The organism is Leclercia sp. UBA1284 (assembly GCF_002308415.1).
Lineage (GTDB): Bacteria > Pseudomonadota > Gammaproteobacteria > Enterobacterales > Enterobacteriaceae > Enterobacter > Enterobacter pneumoniae.
Genome location: NZ_DBUS01000008.1, coordinates 202,831 through 222,241 on the forward strand (window position 1 = coordinate 202,831; position 19,411 = coordinate 222,241).

22 protein-coding genes and 1 other annotated feature are annotated in these 19,411 nt (G+C 52.7%); of the genes, 13 read left to right on the forward strand and 9 right to left on the reverse strand.

Features of this window, described 5'->3' with window-relative positions; genetic code table 11:
• The first annotated feature begins 77 nt into the window (after positions 1 to 77).
• The 7 genes from ffh (at position 78) to B3511_RS18475 (ending at position 5,657) form a co-directional block, all read left to right on the forward strand.
• Positions 78 to 1,439: a signal recognition particle protein gene (ffh, locus tag B3511_RS18445; RefSeq protein ID WP_046886243.1), complete on the forward strand. Its 1,362-nt coding sequence runs from the start codon at positions 78 to 80 to the stop codon at positions 1,437 to 1,439.
• 271 nt (positions 1,440 to 1,710) lie between these two features.
• Positions 1,711 to 1,959 carry a 30S ribosomal protein S16 gene (rpsP, locus tag B3511_RS18450; RefSeq protein ID WP_003863133.1) on the forward strand — a complete coding sequence of 83 codons (249 nt, stop codon included), beginning with the start codon at positions 1,711 to 1,713 and terminating at the stop codon, positions 1,957 to 1,959.
• Between the two features lie 15 nt (positions 1,960 to 1,974).
• Positions 1,975 to 2,514, forward strand: coding sequence for a ribosome maturation factor RimM (gene rimM / locus B3511_RS18455; protein ID WP_040074387.1), 540 nt, complete (start codon positions 1,975 to 1,977; stop codon positions 2,512 to 2,514).
• Between the two features lie 30 nt (positions 2,515 to 2,544).
• Positions 2,545 to 3,312: a tRNA (guanosine(37)-N1)-methyltransferase TrmD gene (gene trmD / locus B3511_RS18460; protein ID WP_040074388.1), complete on the forward strand. Its 768-nt coding sequence runs from the start codon at positions 2,545 to 2,547 to the stop codon at positions 3,310 to 3,312.
• A 43-nt stretch (positions 3,313 to 3,355) separates the two neighbouring features.
• Positions 3,356 to 3,703, forward strand: coding sequence for a 50S ribosomal protein L19 (rplS, locus tag B3511_RS18465; protein WP_002914145.1), 348 nt, complete (start codon positions 3,356 to 3,358; stop codon positions 3,701 to 3,703).
• A 131-nt stretch (positions 3,704 to 3,834) separates the two neighbouring features.
• Positions 3,835 to 4,251 (forward strand): DUF2946 domain-containing protein, encoded by a 417-nt coding sequence (locus B3511_RS18470; RefSeq protein WP_286787636.1) that lies wholly within the window; start codon positions 3,835 to 3,837, stop codon positions 4,249 to 4,251.
• Between the two features lie 38 nt (positions 4,252 to 4,289).
• Positions 4,290 to 5,657, forward strand: coding sequence for a PepSY-associated TM helix domain-containing protein (locus B3511_RS18475; RefSeq protein ID WP_286787637.1), 1,368 nt, complete (start codon positions 4,290 to 4,292; stop codon positions 5,655 to 5,657).
• A 4-nt stretch (positions 5,658 to 5,661) separates the two neighbouring features.
• On the opposite strand, the gene B3511_RS18480 is transcribed toward B3511_RS18475, so the two are convergent.
• From B3511_RS18480 to B3511_RS18495, 4 genes are all read right to left on the reverse strand, one after another.
• Positions 5,662 to 6,144 (reverse strand): OmpA family protein, encoded by a 483-nt coding sequence (locus B3511_RS18480; protein WP_212476278.1) that lies wholly within the window; start codon positions 6,142 to 6,144, stop codon positions 5,662 to 5,664.
• Positions 6,145 to 6,157: 13 nt separating this feature from the next.
• A complete protein-coding gene (gene dgcN / locus B3511_RS18485) occupies positions 6,158 to 7,378 on the reverse strand; it encodes a diguanylate cyclase DgcN (RefSeq protein ID WP_212476276.1) in 1,221 nt (406 codons plus the stop codon).
• Positions 7,371 to 7,904, reverse strand: a complete 534-nt coding sequence (locus B3511_RS18490; RefSeq protein WP_046886237.1) for a YfiR family protein — start codon at positions 7,902 to 7,904, stop codon at positions 7,371 to 7,373. Before B3511_RS18490 ends, dgcN begins: the two co-directional genes overlap by 8 nt.
• Before the next feature lie 145 nt (positions 7,905 to 8,049).
• Entirely contained in the window at positions 8,050 to 8,424 is a 375-nt protein-coding gene (locus B3511_RS18495) for a DUF2799 domain-containing protein (protein WP_212476272.1), read from the reverse strand.
• A gap of 214 nt (positions 8,425 to 8,638) precedes the next feature.
• On the opposite strand from B3511_RS18495, the gene aroF reads away from it, so the two are divergent.
• Genes aroF through B3511_RS18510 form a run of 3 tightly spaced genes read left to right on the forward strand, consistent with a single transcriptional unit; the run spans position 8,639 to position 11,774 of the window.
• The gene (gene aroF / locus B3511_RS18500; protein ID WP_207292238.1) at positions 8,639 to 9,709 is read left to right on the forward strand and encodes a 3-deoxy-7-phosphoheptulonate synthase; all 1,071 of its coding nucleotides are present in this window, start codon (positions 8,639 to 8,641) and stop codon (positions 9,707 to 9,709) included.
• A 10-nt stretch (positions 9,710 to 9,719) separates the two neighbouring features.
• Positions 9,720 to 10,841, forward strand: coding sequence for a bifunctional chorismate mutase/prephenate dehydrogenase (gene tyrA, locus B3511_RS18505; protein ID WP_046886235.1), 1,122 nt, complete (start codon positions 9,720 to 9,722; stop codon positions 10,839 to 10,841).
• 60 nt (positions 10,842 to 10,901) lie between these two features.
• Positions 10,902 to 11,774 carry an SMP-30/gluconolactonase/LRE family protein gene (locus B3511_RS18510; RefSeq protein ID WP_286787641.1) on the forward strand — a complete coding sequence of 291 codons (873 nt, stop codon included), beginning with the start codon at positions 10,902 to 10,904 and terminating at the stop codon, positions 11,772 to 11,774.
• Here B3511_RS18510 and pheA read toward each other — a convergent pair.
• The 4 genes from pheA to bamD form a co-directional block, all read right to left on the reverse strand.
• Positions 11,771 to 12,931: a bifunctional chorismate mutase/prephenate dehydratase gene (gene pheA, locus B3511_RS18515; protein WP_207292235.1), complete on the reverse strand. Its 1,161-nt coding sequence runs from the start codon at positions 12,929 to 12,931 to the stop codon at positions 11,771 to 11,773. The genes B3511_RS18510 and pheA overlap by 4 nt on opposite strands.
• Before the next feature lie 30 nt (positions 12,932 to 12,961).
• Positions 12,962 to 13,087 (reverse strand) — a sequence feature (Phe leader region).
• A complete protein-coding gene (locus B3511_RS20695) occupies positions 13,039 to 13,086 on the reverse strand; it encodes a hypothetical protein (protein WP_411815397.1) in 48 nt (15 codons plus the stop codon). Its footprint overlaps the feature before it by 48 nt.
• Before the next feature lie 103 nt (positions 13,088 to 13,190).
• On the reverse strand, positions 13,191 to 13,532 hold the full coding sequence (gene raiA, locus B3511_RS18520; RefSeq protein ID WP_032613238.1) for a ribosome-associated translation inhibitor RaiA: 342 nt from the start codon (positions 13,530 to 13,532) through the stop codon (positions 13,191 to 13,193).
• A gap of 270 nt (positions 13,533 to 13,802) precedes the next feature.
• Complete coding sequence (gene bamD, locus B3511_RS18525; RefSeq protein WP_212476267.1) at positions 13,803 to 14,540, reverse strand: outer membrane protein assembly factor BamD; 738 nt, start codon at positions 14,538 to 14,540, stop codon at positions 13,803 to 13,805.
• Positions 14,541 to 14,670: 130 nt separating this feature from the next.
• Between bamD and rluD the strand changes: the two genes are divergently transcribed.
• The 3 genes from rluD (at position 14,671) to clpB (ending at position 19,082) form a co-directional block, all read left to right on the forward strand.
• Positions 14,671 to 15,651, forward strand: coding sequence for a 23S rRNA pseudouridine(1911/1915/1917) synthase RluD (gene rluD / locus B3511_RS18530; RefSeq protein WP_046886231.1), 981 nt, complete (start codon positions 14,671 to 14,673; stop codon positions 15,649 to 15,651).
• Positions 15,648 to 16,379: a purine nucleoside phosphorylase YfiH gene (gene yfiH, locus B3511_RS18535; protein WP_286787645.1), complete on the forward strand. Its 732-nt coding sequence runs from the start codon at positions 15,648 to 15,650 to the stop codon at positions 16,377 to 16,379. The genes rluD and yfiH overlap by 4 nt, the downstream gene beginning before the upstream one ends.
• Positions 16,380 to 16,508: 129 nt before the next feature.
• Positions 16,509 to 19,082: an ATP-dependent chaperone ClpB gene (gene clpB, locus B3511_RS18540; RefSeq protein ID WP_286787646.1), complete on the forward strand. Its 2,574-nt coding sequence runs from the start codon at positions 16,509 to 16,511 to the stop codon at positions 19,080 to 19,082.
• Between the two features lie 145 nt (positions 19,083 to 19,227).
• Here the strand turns inward: clpB and B3511_RS18545 are convergent.
• Positions 19,228 to 19,411, reverse strand: a 184-nt coding sequence (locus B3511_RS18545; RefSeq protein ID WP_286787647.1) for a hypothetical protein, incomplete at its 5' end; no start/stop codon positions are given.

Sequence of the window (19,411 nt, forward strand, 5' to 3'; positions counted from 1 at the left end):
CTTCATGTTATACTCCGGCAAAATTCTGTGTATGTGTCGCATGAGCGACCCAACGTTTCTACCCCAGGCGAGAGACAATGTTTGATAATTTAACCGATCGTTTGTCGCGCACGCTGCGCAACATCAGCGGCCGCGGACGCCTTACCGAAGAGAATATTAAAGAGACGCTGCGCGAAGTCCGCATGGCGCTGCTCGAAGCCGACGTGGCGCTGCCGGTCGTGCGTGAATTCATCAACCGTGTGAAAGAGAAAGCGGTTGGTCATGAAGTTAACAAGAGCCTGACCCCAGGGCAGGAGTTCGTCAAAATCGTTCGTAATGAACTGGTTTCGGCGATGGGCGAAGAGAACCAGGTGCTGAACCTGGCGGCTCAGCCACCTGCGGTCGTGCTGATGGCGGGCCTGCAGGGTGCAGGTAAAACCACCAGCGTTGGTAAGCTGGGTAAATTCTTGCGCGAGAAGCACAAGAAAAAAGTGCTGGTTGTTTCTGCGGACGTCTATCGCCCGGCGGCGATCAAGCAGCTCGAAACCCTGGCCGAGCAGGTTGGCGTGGATTTCTTCCCGTCCGACGTTGCCCAGAAGCCAGTCGATATCGTTAACGCGGCGCTGAAAGAAGCGAAGCTGAAATTCTACGACGTGCTGCTGGTGGATACCGCCGGTCGTCTGCACGTTGACGAAGCGATGATGGACGAGATCAAGCAGGTGCATGCCTCTATCAATCCGGTAGAGACCCTGTTTGTTGTTGACGCCATGACCGGTCAGGATGCGGCCAATACCGCCAAAGCGTTTAACGAAGCGCTGCCGTTAACCGGCGTGGTACTGACCAAAGTGGACGGTGACGCCCGCGGTGGTGCGGCGCTCTCTATTCGACATATCACCGGTAAGCCGATTAAGTTCCTCGGCGTGGGTGAGAAAACCGAAGCGCTGGAGCCGTTCCATCCGGATCGTATCGCCTCGCGTATCCTCGGCATGGGCGATGTCCTGTCCCTGATCGAAGATATCGAAAGCAAAGTTGACCGCGCTCAGGCTGAGAAGCTGGCGAATAAACTGAAGAAAGGCGATGGCTTCGACCTGACCGACTTCCTTGAGCAGCTGCGCCAGATGAAAAACATGGGCGGCATGGCAAGCCTGATGGGCAAACTGCCGGGCATGGGCCAGATCCCGGACAACGTTAAATCGCAGATGGATGACAAGGTGCTGGTACGTATGGAGGCGATTATCAATTCGATGACGCTGAAAGAACGTGCGAAGCCAGAAATCATCAAAGGTTCGCGTAAACGTCGTATCGCAGCCGGCTGCGGTATGCAGGTGCAGGACGTAAACCGTCTTCTGAAACAGTTCGACGACATGCAGCGCATGATGAAGAAGATGAAGAAGGGCGGTATGGCGAAGATGATGCGCGGGATGAAGGGGATGATGCCTCCAGGATTCCCAGGCCGCTAAAACAAGGGATATAAGGCTATCTTGTTTGCCATTTTAGCTCCGGGGTGTGCTCGAAATGCTCACGTACTACGTGTACGCTCCGCTTTCTGCGCGCACGCCGAAACTAAACTGGCTGCACCGATATACGCCTTATAACCCTTGTTTGGCATATGTGAAGCATATGCTGATTGCATTTTCCCCAGAAATCAGTAAAATTTTCGGGCTTTTAATATGACACCCGGGCTCCGTTCCTCGATGGGGCCCGGTTGTTTTATTCACACAAGAGGATGTTATGGTAACTATTCGTTTAGCACGTCACGGCGCTAAAAAGCGTCCGTTCTACCAGGTTGTTGTTACTGACAGCCGTAATGCACGCAACGGTCGCTTCATCGAGCGCGTTGGTTTCTTCAACCCACTGGCCGCTGGCGCAGAAGAAGAAACCCGTCTGGATCTGGATCGTATCGCTCACTGGGTTGGCCAGGGCGCTACTGTTTCCGATCGCGTTGCTACGCTGATCAAAGCAGCAAACAAAGCAGCTTAATCTGTCACGGTGGTCATGATGAGCAATAAAGCACCTGTTGAACCGATTGTATTGGGCAAAATGGGTTCTTGCTACGGTATCCGTGGTTGGCTCAGAGTGTTTTCCTCCACTGAAGACGCTGATAGCATTTTTAATTACCAGCCCTGGTTTATCCAGAAAGCCGGTAAGTGGGTCGAAGTCGAGCTGGAAAGCTGGCGTCACCACAATCAGGACATCATCATCAAGCTGAAAGGCGTAGATGATCGTGATGCCGCGAATGCACTGACTAATTGTGAAATTGTCGTGGATTCGTCGCAGTTGCCACAGCTGGAAGAGGGCGACTACTACTGGAAAGACCTTATGGGTTGCCAGGTGGTCACTACCGAAGGCTACAGCCTGGGGAAAGTCATCGATATGATGGAAACCGGGTCAAATGACGTTCTCGTTATTAAGGCAAACCTGAAAGATGCATTTGGCATCAAGGAGCGGTTGGTTCCGTTCCTCGATGGACAGGTTATCAAGAAAGTCGATCTCACTACTCAAACGATTGAAGTAGATTGGGATCCTGGTTTTTAAATTCTCCTGAAAACGGTAAAAGACGGCGCTATGTGGATTGGCATAATCAGCCTGTTTCCTGAAATGTTCCGCGCGATTACCGATTACGGGGTAACTGGCCGGGCAGTAAAAAATGGCCTGCTGAGCATCGAAAGCTGGAGTCCTCGTGATTTCACGCATGACCGGCACCGTACCGTGGACGATCGTCCTTACGGCGGCGGACCGGGGATGCTCATGATGGTTCAACCTTTACGGGATGCCATCGCAGCAGCTAAAGCCGCGGCAGGTGAAGGCGCGAAGGTGATTTATCTGTCACCTCAGGGACGCAAGCTTGATCAAGCGGGCGTAAGCGAACTGGCGACGAATCAAAAGCTGATTCTGGTCTGTGGGCGCTACGAAGGTGTAGATGAGCGCGTAATTCAAACCGAGATTGACGAAGAATGGTCTATCGGCGATTACGTTCTCAGCGGTGGTGAGTTACCGGCAATGACGCTGATTGACTCCGTAGCCCGGTTTGTTCCGGGTGTACTGGGACATGAAGCATCAGCAACGGAAGATTCCTTTGCTGATGGGTTGCTGGATTGCCCCCACTATACTCGTCCTGAAGTGTTAGAAGGGATGGAGGTTCCGGCAGTATTACTGTCTGGAAACCATGCCGAGATACGTCGCTGGCGCCTGAAGCAGTCGCTGGGCCGAACCTGGCTTAGAAGACCTGAACTTCTGGAAAACCTGGCTCTGACTGAAGAGCAAGCAAAGTTGCTGGCCGAGTTCAAAAGAGAACACGCGCACCAGCAGCATGAACATGATGGGAATGCGTAATACGCTCCCGAATATCAGTTTACCCAGGATAAGAGATTAAATTATGAGCAACATTATTAAGCAACTTGAACAAGAGCAGATGAAGCAGGACGTACCTTCCTTCCGTCCGGGTGATACCGTGGAAGTGAAAGTATGGGTTGTTGAAGGTTCCAAAAAACGTCTGCAGGCATTCGAGGGCGTGGTTATCGCTATTCGTAACCGCGGTCTGCACTCTGCATTCACTGTTCGCAAAATTTCCAACGGCGAAGGCGTTGAGCGTGTCTTCCAGACTCACTCTCCGGTAGTTGACAGCATTGCTGTTAAACGTCGTGGTGCTGTACGTAAAGCTAAACTGTACTACCTGCGTGAGCGTACTGGTAAGTCTGCTCGTATTAAAGAGCGTCTGAACTAAGATTCGCTTAAGCGACATCCTGTTAAAAAGGGCTGACCGAAAGGTTGGCCCTTTTTTTATCTCATCCTCTCTCTCGCGTTAACCCTTTCGACATAAATCGTTTACAATACCCGCGCTTTACTGGAGGGATAATGACGTTAAATCGGCAACTAAAAAGATGGCAACGCGCAGCGGCATGGTCCGCGCTGTTTGCGATCCTGCTGATCGTTGTCGCGCCGTTAATTTCAGTATCGCTCAATAAAGATCCCATGAGCGCCATGCCGGGGATGCACCATGAAATGAGCATGGCAGAGCATCATGCGATGCCCCATGACATGTCTCACAATACCCCAGAAAGCCTGCCTATCGATCACGCTGAAGCCTGTGGCTACTGCGTGCTCCTGGCGCATGTTCCAGGGCTACTCCTGGCGCTGGTTGTGCTGCTTGCCGGAATGTTGTTAAGACAGCGGGTCACCCCAGCGCGGCCGGTTGTTAAACACTGGTACTTCTTCCCCTGGCTTTACCCTGATACGCGTGCACCGCCGCGCCGGTCTGCTTTTTCCCTTTAAAAATACAATCGATAACTTTTTGCCTTAAAAGGAAAAGTATGACTACCTGCACTCCGCGCGCGGCATGGGGCAACCTATTACGTCGCTTACACTTTTACGTTGGTCTGTTTGTCGGGCCCTTTATCTTTATTGCCGCGCTCTCCGGCACGCTGTATGTCGCCACCCCACAGCTGGAAGAGGCGCTTTATCACCATGCCCTGCATACCGATTCACAGGGGCCTGCGCGGCCGCTGGCAGAGCAAATTGCTGCAGCAGACAAGGTGACGGGCGGTGAGTTGCGTCTGCATGCTGTACGTCCGGGTTTGGTTGCGGGCGAAACCACCCGGGTCATGTATACCGACCCTGAACTGTCTGCCTCTGAAAACCGGGCGATTTTTATCGATCCCGTGAGCCTTGCCGTCCGGGGCGACATGACCGTTTACGGTACCAGTGGGATCCTGCCACTGCGTCAGAAAATTGATTACCTGCATCGCTCGCTGCTGCTGGGAGATGTTGGCCGCCTGTATAGCGAGCTGGCCGCCTCATGGATGTGGATTGCTGCCCTTGGCGGAATCGCATTGTGGTTTATCACCCGGCCGAAACGTCGCATTAATAATCGCTTCCAGAATCGTCGTCGGCTACATGTCACCCTCGGCTGGACGTTGCTGGTCGGTATGCTGCTCTTTTCTGCTACCGGACTTACCTGGTCACAGTGGGCAGGCGGCAACGTAGATAAATTGCGCGCGCAGATGGGATGGATGACGCCGCAGGTGAATACCCAATTGCAGGGGCCGGCGATGGCTGCCGATCCGCATGCTGAACATCATGGGCACGGAATGAGTATGCCGATGCCTGCGGTTAAACCGGATTTGACGCTATTCGACGGTGTGCTGCATGCGGCTAAAGCGGAAGGTATTGATGCGTCTCGCCTTGAAATTCGACCGGCTAAAAGCGACACCCAGGCCTGGACGGTGACGGAAATCGATCGTGGCTGGCCAACTCAGGTGGATGCCGTGGCGGTAGATCCGCACACTCTGAGAGTACTCGACCATGCTCGTTTCGCCGATTATACGCTAATGGCAAAGTTAACTCGCTGGGGTGTGGATCTGCATATGGGTGTGCTGTTTGGCTTGCCTAATCAGTTGCTCCTCATCGCCTTTGGCGTTGGCCTGTGCGTGATGATTGTCTGGGGTTATCGCATGTGGTGGATGCGCAGGCCGGCACATAATGTGATGAATCCGGCCCAGATGCTCTTTCAGAGCTGGAAAGATTTACCGATCTGGGGGCGAATGGTCACGCTGTTAATTAGCGTGCTGCTGGGTTTGATGATGCCAGTGATGGGATGCAGTCTGGTGCTGTTTGTCATGATTGACTGGCTGCGCTGGCGCAAAGCCACCGCGCTTTCACTGGCAGAATCGATGAAATGACGCCTCAGGGCGTGCTGATAACGACCGCGACGCGGCGGTTTTCGGCACGTCCCTGGGCTGTTTTGTTATCTGCCACCGGGAATTTCTTGCCTAACCCGTTAGTGGTGAAATTGTTGCGAGACACCTGGGCACCCTGTGCCCACGCATCCGCGACCACATTTGCCCGTTTCAACGAAAGACTTTCGTTGTAACTATCCTCACCGTAGTTATCCGTATGACCATCCATGCGCGCATGGGTCAGCCCGGTTGCGGCAAGACGCGATGCCATGGTTTTGATCTGCTGCTCGCTTTCGGGGCGTAGCTGATATTCGTTTTTGCCGAACAGGATCTTTGCCGACAGCCCAAGTGACCAGTCGCCATTCTCTTCACTAAAGCCGTATGACTTCATAGCGGAAATCTGCTCCGGTGTAAATTTCCCCTGCGGTGCCTGACATCCGGTAAGCATTGCTGAAGCTAATACTAGCGGTGCGATATAACGCCTGAACATAGTGTCATCCTTTTTACGATATTGTTTTTGCGCGCCGGTGTTTTACCCGGTACATATTTCTGTCGGCCTGCTCCAGTAAATGTTCAACCGAACTGTGTTCCCACGTTAGAGCAGAACCAATACTCAAAGACATTGTTGTTGTGTTGCCGTTATGCAGATCGAATGGAGGAGTAAACCGTTGCGCAATGTCGGCGCAGAGATCCTGAACTTCGTATTCCGAGTGGATGTCGTACAGGATCACCGCAAATTCATCCCCGCCCAGGCGGAAGGACTGATGGCGATTGCTGCTAAACTCCACCAGACGGCGGGCCACTTCTATCAATACACAATCCCCGGCCGCATGCCCCCAGGTATCGTTAATCCGTTTGAAATCGTCGCCATCCAGAAAGAGCAGGGCAGAGCGGGTGCTTGCGGCGGCGTCATTCATCAGCGAATGGATGCTGGTACGAAACGCTGCACGGTTGGCAAGCCCAGTGAGGGGATCGTGCATCGCTGTGCGAAGTAATTGCGCATTCTTTGCCTGCAACTTCAACTGCCACTCTTCCATCTCATCCAGCAGGCTATTGAAATCCTGACCGAAGCGATGAAATTCGTCGATGCGTTCCTGTTGCACGCGACGAGAGAAATTACGGTTCGAGCGCACATCATGCACCACATCGGTAATGTTCTGTAGCGCATCCACCACACCGTTATGCAGGCGGCGGGTGATGGTTAACGCGATAAACGAGGCGAAGAGAATACAGCCGGTGAGTACGGCAAAAGAGGTCCACAGGAAATGGCCGATCAGGCTATCGCGTGCGGTAAGACGTAATTCGCCAATGGTCTGGCCGTTATGCTGAACGGGCTGAGAGACCGGCAACGGGAAGAGCCAACGGCTGACCAGGGCACCCAGTTTGTCAGTATTATCATTTGGTCCCATTGACCAGGCAGCAAAGCGCTTGTTGTGGTGGTCTACCACCACGGCGGCGGAAAATTGTCCCTGCTTACCCAGGGTCGCGAGCGTTTCGTTGGCGGCGGTGGCATCGTTGAATACCATCGCGGCCTCCAGGCTGCGGCTCATTGTGGCCCCGGTTAAAGCCAGATTTTTTTGTGCATACTGTTTCAGCGTGACCACAGAAGCAATGCTAAGGAGTAGCCAGACCAGGGTCATGGTAATGACGACGCTAATTAGGCTGATACGGCGTAACGTACGTTTAAACGTTGGACGTGGAGTCGAATAATTTTCCTTATTCATGCTTTGGATTCCGTGCAAGCATTAATACATCCGGATTAACTCTGACGCCGCTGCGAGAAAGTGCATCCAGATTGACGGCGAACCGCACCCGGGCGCTGTCAAATATCAAACAGAACGCACTGCCAATTTGGCATTGTGAGTTTTGTTCGGAGATTAATAATAAGGGGCGGGAATGAAAGGCGTTGATTAATTCTTGCTGGGATTCCGGTGATTCGTTGCCAAAATAGAGGGCATTGCAGCCAGCTCCCAGTGCTTCCTGGTCGTTGTGGACAATAATCGGTATGTAAGAAAGAGGTACGTTATCACTCCCGCTCAGCACTTGCGTAAAACGGGAGGTGGAAAAGATACAGAGCGTGGGCTGGCTTTGCAGCCCAGGCCAGCGGGTATAACTGACGATGCCAGAGACAATCGCACGGACCGACGTATCGGTCTGAGTCCAGGTAGCACTGGCTGCAAATCCGAACGGAATAAACAGAAACAGTGCCGCTGCGACCCAGCGCCAGGAGATAGTTAATGAGTGTCTCACCAGATTCTGCTACCCCGCCCAGGGATTATATGTCCTGAAAATTCTCAGAAAGAATATCATCGTTTATCTGGCAGTCATTACGGCCCTAAATCTCTTTAGGGACTTAAGTAAAATCTAAGCATTCTATTCTGGGCGAAAGTCATAATTAATTCAGACGACTCGATTGCGTCCCTTCATCCATACCTTGCTGCCAGGCTTGTCGAAGTTCCTTATTGTTTTCTACGGTATCACAGCTGGCCGGGAATATTTTTCCCGACATACCCCAGGCAAATAAAAGGTCTTCCCGACATATTTTCTCTTGCCCCGCCTTATAGCCCTTTAGATAGCGACTCCGATCGACTTCGGGATCGTGATAGGTATCGGCCAGCGTTTCGTTGGATTTGATCGCCGCACCGCTCAGCGCATCTTCTTTTCCGGCATCGAACCAGTCGGTGCCCGTCCAGTCAGGTTGATGGGTATAGGGATCGACCTGACAGGCAGCCAGTAGCAGGCAAAGCAGTGAAATCGCAATCGGGCGCATCAATGTTCTCCGTTTTATTTCAGCATAGCCTGGCGAAGAGGAATATGAGCTGTAATTTATTCTTTACGAATTTTTGGGCTGTTTTTTCATTAAAATAGCCTTTCGTAAACTTTTATGTACGTATTTTGGATTGAAATCTTTACTTGTTATGGTATGGTTAGGTCTCCTCACTGAGGAAAACAACTATCGCAAACGAGCTTCCAGGATCGCCATCATGCAAAAAGACGCGCTGAACAATGTACATATTTCCGATGAACATGTTTTGATCACCCCGGATCAACTGAAAGCGGAATTCCCGCTGAGCATCGAGCAGGAAGCGCAAATCGCGCACTCCCGCCAGACCATCTCTAACATCATTGCTGGCCGCGATCCGCGCCTGCTGGTGGTGTGCGGTCCATGCTCAATTCACGATCCTGAAACTGCCATTGAATATGCTCACCGATTTAAAGCCCTTGCCGCAGAGGTCAGCGATAGCCTCTATCTGGTGATGCGCGTCTATTTTGAAAAACCCCGTACCACCGTTGGCTGGAAGGGGCTGATTAACGATCCTCATATGGATGGCTCGTTTGATGTGGAAGCAGGCCTGAAGATTGCGCGTAATCTTCTGGTGGAGCTGGTCAGTATGGGGCTGCCACTGGCGACCGAAGCACTGGATCCGAACAGCCCGCAGTACCTTGGGGACCTGTTCAGCTGGTCAGCCATTGGCGCGCGTACCACTGAATCACAAACTCACCGTGAAATGGCCTCTGGCCTTTCAATGCCGGTTGGATTTAAAAATGGTACCGACGGAAGCCTGGCTACGGCGATTAACGCCATGCGTGCCGCCGCGATGCCTCACCGTTTTGTGGGCATCAACCAGGCCGGGCAGGTGTGCCTGCTGCAGACCCAGGGTAACCCGGACGGGCATGTGATTTTGCGCGGTGGCAAAGCCCCTAATTACAGCCCGGCGGACGTCGCGCAGTGTGAAAAAGAGATGGAACAGGCGGGACTGCGCCCGGCGCTGATGGTAGATTGCAGTCATGGTAATTCAAACAAAGATTACCGCCGTCAGCCAGCGGTGGCCGAATCGGTGGTAGCGCAGATTAAAGATGGCAACCGCTCAATCATTGGTTTGATGATCGAGAGCAATATCCATGAAGGAAATCAGTCATCTGAACAGCCTCGCAGCGCCATGAAACACGGTGTTTCCGTGACCGATGCCTGCATTAGCTGGGAAACCACCGATGCGCTGCTGCGTGAGATCCACAAAGATTTAAATGGCCAGCTGGCGAAGCGTCTGGCTTAAGAGGGTAGTTATGGTTGCTGAATTGACCGCGTTACGCGATCAAATTGATGAGGTGGACAAGGCGCTGCTGGATTTGCTGGCGCGCCGGATGTCGCTGGTTGCCGAAGTGGGCGAGGTTAAAAGTCATTACGGCCTGCCGATTTATGTACCTGAACGTGAAGCCTCCATGCTGGCATCCCGCCGAAAAGAGGCCGAGGCGCTGGGCGTCTCACCGGACTTAATTGAAGATGTCTTACGCCGTGTAATGCGTGAATCTTACTCCAGCGAAAACGATAAGGGTTTCAAAACTCTGTGTCCTTCGCTGCGCCCGGTAGTCATAGTTGGCGGTGGCGGCCAGATGGGGCGTCTGTTTGAAAAGATGCTTACCCTTTCTGGCTATCAGGTGCGTATTCTGGAAAAAGAGGACTGGGCACAGGCCGAAGCAATGGTATCGGACGCCGGTATGGTTATTGTCAGCGTGCCAATCCACGTGACGGAAGAGATCATTGCTAAACTGCCTCCATTACCCAAAGACTGTATTCTGATCGATCTGGCGTCCGTGAAAAATGGTCCGCTACAGGCGATGCTGGCTGCCCATCAGGGGCCGGTGCTAGGTCTGCACCCGATGTTCGGCCCGGACAGCGGCAGTCTGGCGAAGCAGGTGGTGGTCTATTGTGATGGCCGCCAGCCGGAGGCGTATCAGTGGTTCCTGGAGCAAATTCAGGTCTGGGGCGCGCGTTTGCACCGCATCAGCGCAGTTGAGCATGACCAGAATATGGCATTCATTCAGGCGCTGCGCCACTTTGCCACCTTTGCCTATGGCCTGCACCTGGCGGAAGAGAACGTACAGCTTGAGCAACTACTGTCGTTGTCTTCACCTATCTATCGTCTGGAACTGGCTATGGTCGGGCGTCTGTTCGCCCAGGATCCGCAGCTTTATGCCGACATTATTATGTCGTCAACGAACAACCTGGCGCTGATCAAACGTTATTACCAACGCTTTGGCGAGGCCATAACGCTGCTGGAGCAGGGTGATAAACAGGCCTTTATCGACAGTTTCCGCAAGGTTGAACACTGGTTTGGCGATTACGCTCAGCGCTTCCAGAGTGAGAGCCGAATACTGTTACGACAGGCAAATGACAGTCGTCAGTAATCCAGCGATGTATATACTAAAAGCCAGCAATGCTGGCTTTTTTCATTATGGGGAACGGTTATGGCTGAATTACAGCGCCTGTTTAACTACACCGGGCACTTACCGGAATGTCCAACCTGGAGCGAGGAAGAACATGCCCTCTACTGGGCAGATATTCTTGAGGGCGAGATCCACCGTTATCATCCGGTCAACGGTGAACATTCTGTACTGGCTTTTCACGAAGAGGTGGGCTGTTTCGCGCTGCGTGAGCGGGGCGGATTTATTGTCGCCATGCGTAATGCCATCTGGCTAACGGATAAAAACGGCACCCTGCAGCGTAAAGTCTGTGATAACCCCTCTAACCCGCAGCTTGCCCGTTTCAACGATGGCGGAACTGACCCTCTCGGACGTTTCTACGCGGGTACGTTCTGGGCGCCGGGGGATTATAACGGGGCTATGCTGATGCGTATTGATAACGATCTTACGCCCCGGGTTATCCAGTGTGATATCCAGGGACATAATGGGGTGGCTTTCAGCCCGGATAGCAAGTGGATGTATACCTCAGATACGCCAAATGCGGTGATTTATCGCACTCCGCTCGATGAACAGGCCGAGCCCGGCCAACGTGAAGTGTTCTGTCAATTCGTAGAGGGCGAAGGCATTCCGGATGGCGCGGCCATGGATGCGGAAGGGTGTTACTGGAGCGCCATGTATGATGGCTGGCGTATCGCCCGGTTTTCACCCATGGGCGAGCAGCTCGAGGAGTATAAACTGCCGGTACGTTGCCCCACCATGGTCTGCTTTGGCGGTGCGGATATGAAAACGCTCTTTATTACCACCACGCGGGAAAACATGAGCGCGGAAGAAGTGAAGCAATACCCTCTATCCGGCGCAATCTTCACCCTGCCAGTGAATGTGGCAGGGGTGAAGAAAAGCCTCTTTATCGAGCGTTAAGCAGGATCGACGGGCACGACATTTTCGCCAGGATAGCAGCCCAGCACTTTCATTGAACGGGTGATGTCACTTAGCTCACGCAGGGCACTCTGCATGGATGCAGATTCAAGGTTGGCCTGGATATCAAGGTAAAACATCTCTTCCCACGGGTTGCCATTAATGGGACGGGACTCCAGTTTGGTCATGATCAGGTTGTGGTTGCGTAATACCAGCAGCGCTTCAACCAGCGCGCCCGCCTGCTGCCCTGTCGCCATCAACAGCGTGGTTTTGGCTGGAACCTGGTCAGAGACATTAATTGCTTTACGTGCCAGCACAATAAAACGGGTGATATTTTGCGTCTGGTTTGCCAGGTTACGTTCCAGCACCTGTAAATGATAGAGCGCACCACCGGCTTCGCTGCCCAGTGCCGCCACGGTAGGGGAGTTAGCCTGCGCAACTTTCTCCATCGCAGCGGAGGTGCTCTCGGTGTACTCAATTTTCCAGTCCGGATAGCGATTCAAAAACTGGCTGCATTGCTGGAAAGGTTGCGGGTGGCTGTAAACGGTCTTGATTTGGCTCAGGTCCGTCGAGCCGGAGACCAGCACGCAGTGGTCAATGGGGATGGTCAGTTCGCCAACCAGCGACAGACTGGTGTGTTGCAGCAGGTCATAAACGTCGTTGATTGCCCCGGAACTGGTGTTCTCGATTGGCACCACTGCGTAATCGGCTTGTCCGGTCTCTACCTGGTTAAAGATATCGGCAAACTTCGCGCATCCGCTCTCAATAAACTCGTCGAAATGACGAGCAGCATACTGGCGTGCCGCCAGGTGCGAGTAAGATCCTTTCGGACCAAGGAAAGCAATACGGGCAGAGTGGGGATTGGTTTTATTCAGATGTTGCTGGAGCAGAGCTTGTTGGGTAAGCACCGAGTCTTCGATGATCAACTGGAACAGGCGGGTAATATAATGCGCATCCAGATGATGAGCTTTACCCAGCTGAATTAACCGCTCCATCAGGTCGCGTTCGCGGTCAATGTCACGTACCGGACGATGAGTGGCGAGCTTGGCTTTACCCACTTCAACCGCCAGGGTACGGCGTTCAGCCAGCAGTGAAAGCAATCTCTCATCCAGTGCGCTGATCTTATCGCGCAGTTCCAGTAACGGGTTTTCCTGTGTCATCGCTTTGCCTTAATCATATTATCGTTATCAATAAAAAAGGCCCCCCGGTGTGGGAGGCCTTGTTGTTCGTCTTCGCATTCTTTATCACACGACGAAACGCCTCCCAATCAGGGGAAGGTAAAAAAGAATGCGAAGAAAAACGGTTTAAGCATCAGGGAAGATTCCTTGTAAAGACAGACTTAAAGTACCTGTACTGTTTTCACCCTGTCAATAAAAAACGCGCCCGAAGGCGCGTTGGCGATAGACTCAATGTAAAGGATTACTCATCTTCAACTTCTTCAGCGAAGCTGGCGTCTTTCACCGATGTTGTGGCGCGACGGGCTTCACCTTTGTGTTGCACTTTATTGAGCTGCCGTTCCAGCTTGTTGATCAAATCGTTAATAGCGGTGTACATATCCTCGTGTTTTGCGCTGGCGACCAGATGGCCGTTAGGAGTATTGATAGTTGCATCAGCGATGAAGCCCTGCGGCTCCTTGGACAGAATGATATGTGGATTAATCAGGTGTGTTTGCCATTTATCCAGTTTGGCGAGACGGTCTGCGACGTGCTGGCGGATTGCCGGAGTAATTTCCATTTGTTTACTGGTAATGTTCATTGTCATAAATTTTACCTCTTGTCTTTCCGTCTTGGTGATTCCAGCATACCGTCTCTAATGTCAAAATGTGTGATGTAAATCACGTTATTTTGTCACTTTTTGTCAGTTCATTCTTTTTGTGAGCCAGGACAGGAAGACGTAAGTTTAACCTTGTCGAAGAGCTGATTAGGGGCCATAGTTGACTAGATTGGTAGCGGCTAAACCGCTTCAGCGAAATCACTAAACGCATAAAAAAACGGCAGCCCGAGGGCTGCCGTTTCTCTTGAGAGCGATAAATCAGGTGTTGCTGCTGTTGGCAGCAATGATTTTTGCCACTTTCTCTGCCTGGGCATTCATCTGCAGCTGGCGATAGGCGTTTTCCATCAGCTTCAAGCCATTACGCGTAGCCTGCGTATCCGGATAATCACGCAGCATTCCTTCAACGCGGTTCACCACGGCGACCCACGCGCCACGACGCGTATAGTATTCGGCAACGGAGTACTCGTATTTAGCCAGACGATCTTTCAGGAATACCAGACGTTTGCCGGCATCGGTCACGTACTGGCTGTTCGGATAACCACGAACCAGCTTGGAGAAATCGTTGAACGCATCACGAGCGTGCTGCGGGTCGCGGTCAGAGCGATCCACGCCGAAGAAGCCTTGCAGCGCACTGTCATCCAGCGCCATGTTAGTCAGGCCGCGCATATACATCACGTAATCGATGTTAGGATGAGTCGGGTTCAGACGGATGAAACGATCGATAGTCGCCTGAGCCAGCGGGAGATCGGCGTTTTTATAGTAGGCGTAGATGAGATCCAGCTGCACTTGCTGCGAATACGGACCAAATGGATAACGATTATCCAACGCTTCCAGTTGCGTTATCGCCTGTTTCCAGTTACCGTCCTGCAGCTTTTGCTGAGCAGTCGCATAGATTTCATTCGGCGGATTGTCAGGGACCTGTTCATTTGAACCGGAGCAGCCCACCAAAGCCAGGCTCAACGTGGCCGCTGCCACCAGATATTTCATGCGCGTCATGACGTTTTGACTTTCCTCAAATGTTTGTCCGGGAGAATCTCTTTCCTGCTCCCGATTAAGACCAGCTACAATAGCACACTATATTAAACGGCAAAGCCGTAAAACCCAACGTTAAACGAAGAAGCAGTCCATGGCACAACGAGTAGAACTCACCGCAACAGTCTCCGAAAATCAGCTCGGTCAACGCTTAGATCAAGCTTTGGCCGAAATGTTCCCTGATTATTCGCGTTCACGCATAAAAGAATGGATCCTTGACCAGCGCGTGCTGGTAAATGGCAAAGTCTGGGACAAGCCGAAAGAGAAAGTGTTAGGCGGGGAGGTTGTCGCCATTGATGTTGAGATCGAAGAAGAAGTTCGCTTTGAGCCTCAAGATATCCCGCTGAATATCGTCTACGAAGATGATGACATCCTTGTTATTAATAAGCCGCGCGACCTGGTTGTCCACCCAGGAGCAGGTAATCCTGACGGGACGGTGCTGAATGCACTCCTGCACTATTATCCGCCCATTGCTGATGTGCCGCGTGCGGGTATTGTTCACCGTCTGGATAAAGACACCACCGGCCTGATGGTGGTAGCGAAAACTATTCCGGCGCAGACGCGCCTGGTTGAGTCCCTGCAGCTGCGTGAAATCACCCGTGAATATGAAGCCGTTGCAATCGGGCATATGACCGCCGGGGGCACGGTGGAGCAGCCGATCAGCCGCCACCCGACCAAACGAACGCATATGTCAGTGCATCCGATGGGTAAACCTGCGGTGACGCACTATCGCATCATGGAGCACTTCCGTATCCACACGCGCTTGCGCCTGCGTCTGGAAACCGGGCGTACGCACCAGATCCGTGTGCATATGTCGCATATCACTCACCCGCTGGTGGGCGATCAGCTGTACGGTGGCCGTCCGCGTCCGCCGAAAGGTGCGTCGGAGGCGTTCATCGCCGAACTGCGTAAATTTGACCGCCAGGCGCTGCATGCGACCATGTTGCGTCTGTACCATCCGATCTCCGGTATTGAGATGGAATGGCATGCGCCTATTCCGCAGGATATGGTGGACCTTATTGACGCCATGCGCGCCGATTTCGAAGAACATAAGGACGATGTGGACTGGTTATGACTAAAGTGATTATCCCGCAATGGCCACTGCCTGAAGGTGTGGCCGCCTGTAGTTCTACGCGTATTGGCGGCGTCAGCGAAGGGGATTGGCACTCACTCAACCTCGGGGCGCACTGCGGTGATAATCCAGAATATGTCGAAGAGAACCGCCGCCGTATGTTTACGGCTGGCCGGTTGCCGTCCAAACCGGTCTGGCTTGAACAGGTTCATGGCACTCAGGTGCTCAAACTCACTGGCGAACCTTACGTTTCAAAACGTGCTGACGCTTCCTGGAGCAATACGCCGGGTACCGTTTGTGCCGTGATGACCGCCGACTGTTTACCTGTGCTTTTCTGTAATCGCGCAGGTACGGAAGTGGGGGCTGCCCATGCAGGCTGGCGAGGCCTGTGTGCCGGCGTGCTGGAAGAGAGCATCGCCTGTTTTAACGATACGCCAGATAACATCCTCGCCTGGCTTGGGCCCGCAATCGGCCCTCAGGCCTTTGAAGTAGGCCCCGAAGTACGAGAGGCCTTTATGCACGCCGACCCACAGGCGGCCAGCGCATTCACGCCAGCCGGTGAGAAGTATATGGCCGATATTTACCAGCTTGCGCGTCAGCGCTTAGCCGCGCTGGGTGTGACGCAAATTTACGGCGGCGATCGGTGCACCTTCACAGAACGGGACGAATTCTTCTCATATCGTCGCGACAAGACTACCGGTCGTATGGCAAGTTTCATTTGGCTGATATAACCTATAGAATCAAGACGATCCGGTACGTGTAGTTTTCTTTTCGCATAATTCAGGTCATTCACCTTGAATAATTGAGGGATGACCTCATTTAATCTCCAGTAGCAAATTTGACCTGTTATGGGAGGAGTTATGCGTCTGGATCGTCTTACTAATAAATTCCAGCTTGCTCTCGCTGATGCCCAGTCACTCGCACTGGGGCACGACAACCAATTTATTGAACCTCTTCATTTAATGAGCGCCTTGCTGAATCAGGAAGGGGGATCAGTACGTCCTTTATTGACCTCTGCTGGCGTCAACGCCGGGCAGCTTCGTACGGCCATCGATCAGGCATTAAGCCGTTTACCGCAGGTAGAAGGTACCGGCGGCGATGTGCAGCCATCTCAGGATCTGGTGCGGGCGCTGAACCTGTGCGACAAATTGGCGCAGAAGCGTGGGGATAATTTTATTTCGTCGGAACTCTTTGTTCTGGCTGTGCTTGATTCACGTGGCACGCTGACCGACCTGCTGAAATCTGCCGGAGCGACAACTGCTAATGTGACTCAGGCGATCGATCAAATGCGTGGAGGTGAAGGCGTGAACGATCAGGGAGCCGAAGACCAACGTCAGGCGTTGAAAAAATTTACTGTCGATCTGACCGAGCGTGCCGAGCAGGGCAAACTTGACCCGGTGATTGGCCGTGACGAAGAGATACGTCGTACTATCCAGGTACTGCAACGCCGTACTAAAAATAACCCGGTACTCATCGGTGAACCCGGGGTCGGTAAAACGGCCATCGTTGAGGGGCTGGCTCAGCGTATCGTCAACGGCGAAGTACCGGAAGGGCTGAAAGGCCGCCGCGTACTGGCGCTGGACATGGGTGCGCTGGTGGCCGGGGCGAAATACCGCGGTGAGTTCGAAGAGCGTCTGAAAGGGGTGCTGAACGATCTGGCTAAACAGGAGGGTAATGTCATCCTGTTTATTGACGAATTGCACACTATGGTGGGCGCGGGTAAAGCCGATGGGGCGATGGACGCCGGCAACATGCTGAAACCTGCACTGGCACGTGGTGAACTGCACTGCGTAGGGGCCACTACACTCGATGAATATCGTCAATACATAGAAAAAGATGCCGCGCTGGAACGTCGATTCCAGAAGGTGTTTGTTGCAGAACCGACGGTCGAAGACACCATTGCCATTCTGCGTGGTTTAAAAGAACGTTATGAACTGCACCACCATGTGCAGATCACTGACCCGGCGATTGTGGCTGCGGCAACCTTATCGCATCGCTACATTTCCGATCGTCAGCTGCCAGACAAAGCCATCGACCTTATCGATGAAGCCGCCTCCAGCATTCGTATGCAGATTGACTCGAAGCCGGAAGAGCTCGACAGGCTCGATCGCCGCATCATCCAGCTCAAGCTGGAACAGCAGGCATTGATGAAAGAGTCAGACGACGCCAGTAAGAGACGTCTCGACATGCTCAATGAAGAGCTGGACGACAAAGAGCGTCAGTATTCGGTATTAGAAGAAGAGTGGAAAGCAGAAAAAGCCTCTCTTTCCGGTACTCAGACTATTAAAGCCGAGCTCGAGCAGGCAAAAATTGCGATTGAGCAGGCGCGTCGTGTGGGCGATTTAGCGCGCATGTCTGAACTGCAGTACGGCAAAATACCGGAGCTCGAAAAACAGCTGGAAGCTGCAACCCAGTCTGAAGGCAAAACAATGCGCTTGCTGCGTAACAAAGTGACGGATGCAGAGATTGCGGAAGTGCTGGCGCGTTGGACCGGCATCCCCGTGGCGCGCATGATGGAGAGCGAACGCGAAAAACTGCTGCGCATGGAGCAGGATTTGCACCATCGGGTTATCGGCCAGGATGAAGCGGTTGAGGCGGTGTCGAATGCCATCCGCCGTAGTCGTGCAGGGTTATCCGATCCTAATCGTCCCATCGGTTCGTTCTTGTTCCTGGGGCCAACTGGGGTCGGTAAGACGGAACTTTGTAAAGCGTTGGCGAACTTCATGTTCGATAGTGATGACGCGATGATTCGTATCGACATGTCCGAATTTATGGAAAAACACTCGGTGTCTCGTCTGGTCGGGGCGCCTCCGGGATATGTCGGCTACGAAGAGGGCGGTTATCTGACCGAAGCGGTACGTCGTCGTCCTTACTCTGTCATCCTGTTGGATGAAGTAGAGAAAGCGCACCCGGATGTGTTTAACATTCTTCTGCAGGTACTGGATGATGGCCGTCTGACCGACGGGCAGGGGCGAACGGTTGATTTCCGTAACACCGTGGTCATTATGACCTCTAACCTGGGTTCCGATTTGATTCAGGAACGTTTTGGTGAACTGGACTATAGCCATATGAAAGATCTGGTTCTGGGTGTCGTCAGCCAAAACTTCCGTCCGGAATTCATTAACCGTATCGACGAAGTCGTAGTATTCCACCCGCTGGGTGAGAAACACATCGCGTCGATTGCCCAGATCCAGTTGCAGCGTCTGTATAAACGGCTGGAAGAGCGCGGTTATGAAATTCATATTTCCGACGAAGCGCTGAAGCTGCTGAGTGCAAATGGTTATGATCCTGTTTATGGTGCTCGTCCATTGAAACGAGCAATCCAGCAACAGATAGAAAACCCGCTGGCACAGCAGATTCTTTCCGGGGAGTTGATCCCGGGCAAGGTTATCCGTCTGGAAGCCAACAACGATCGCATTGTGGCAGTGCAGTAAGTCACAAAACAGTAAAAACGAGCCGCTTGCGGCTCGTTTTTGTTTAAAAACCAGGCAATAATGCGTCTCTGACGTATAAATCGACCAAATAGTGAGCGGTTGGTAAATATTTTTAACTTTGTACTTGCGGGTTCGGAATAACTCCCTATAATGCGCCACCACTGACACGGAACAACGGCAAGCAAGCCGCCGGGTCAGAAGGGTTCTCCCGCTGAGGCGGTTGAAGAACCCCGGAGAAAATCAAAAATAATTGCTTGACTCTGAAGCGGGAAGGCGTAATATGCACACCCCGCGCCGCAGCGAAAAAAGAAGCGGCACTGCTCTTTAAC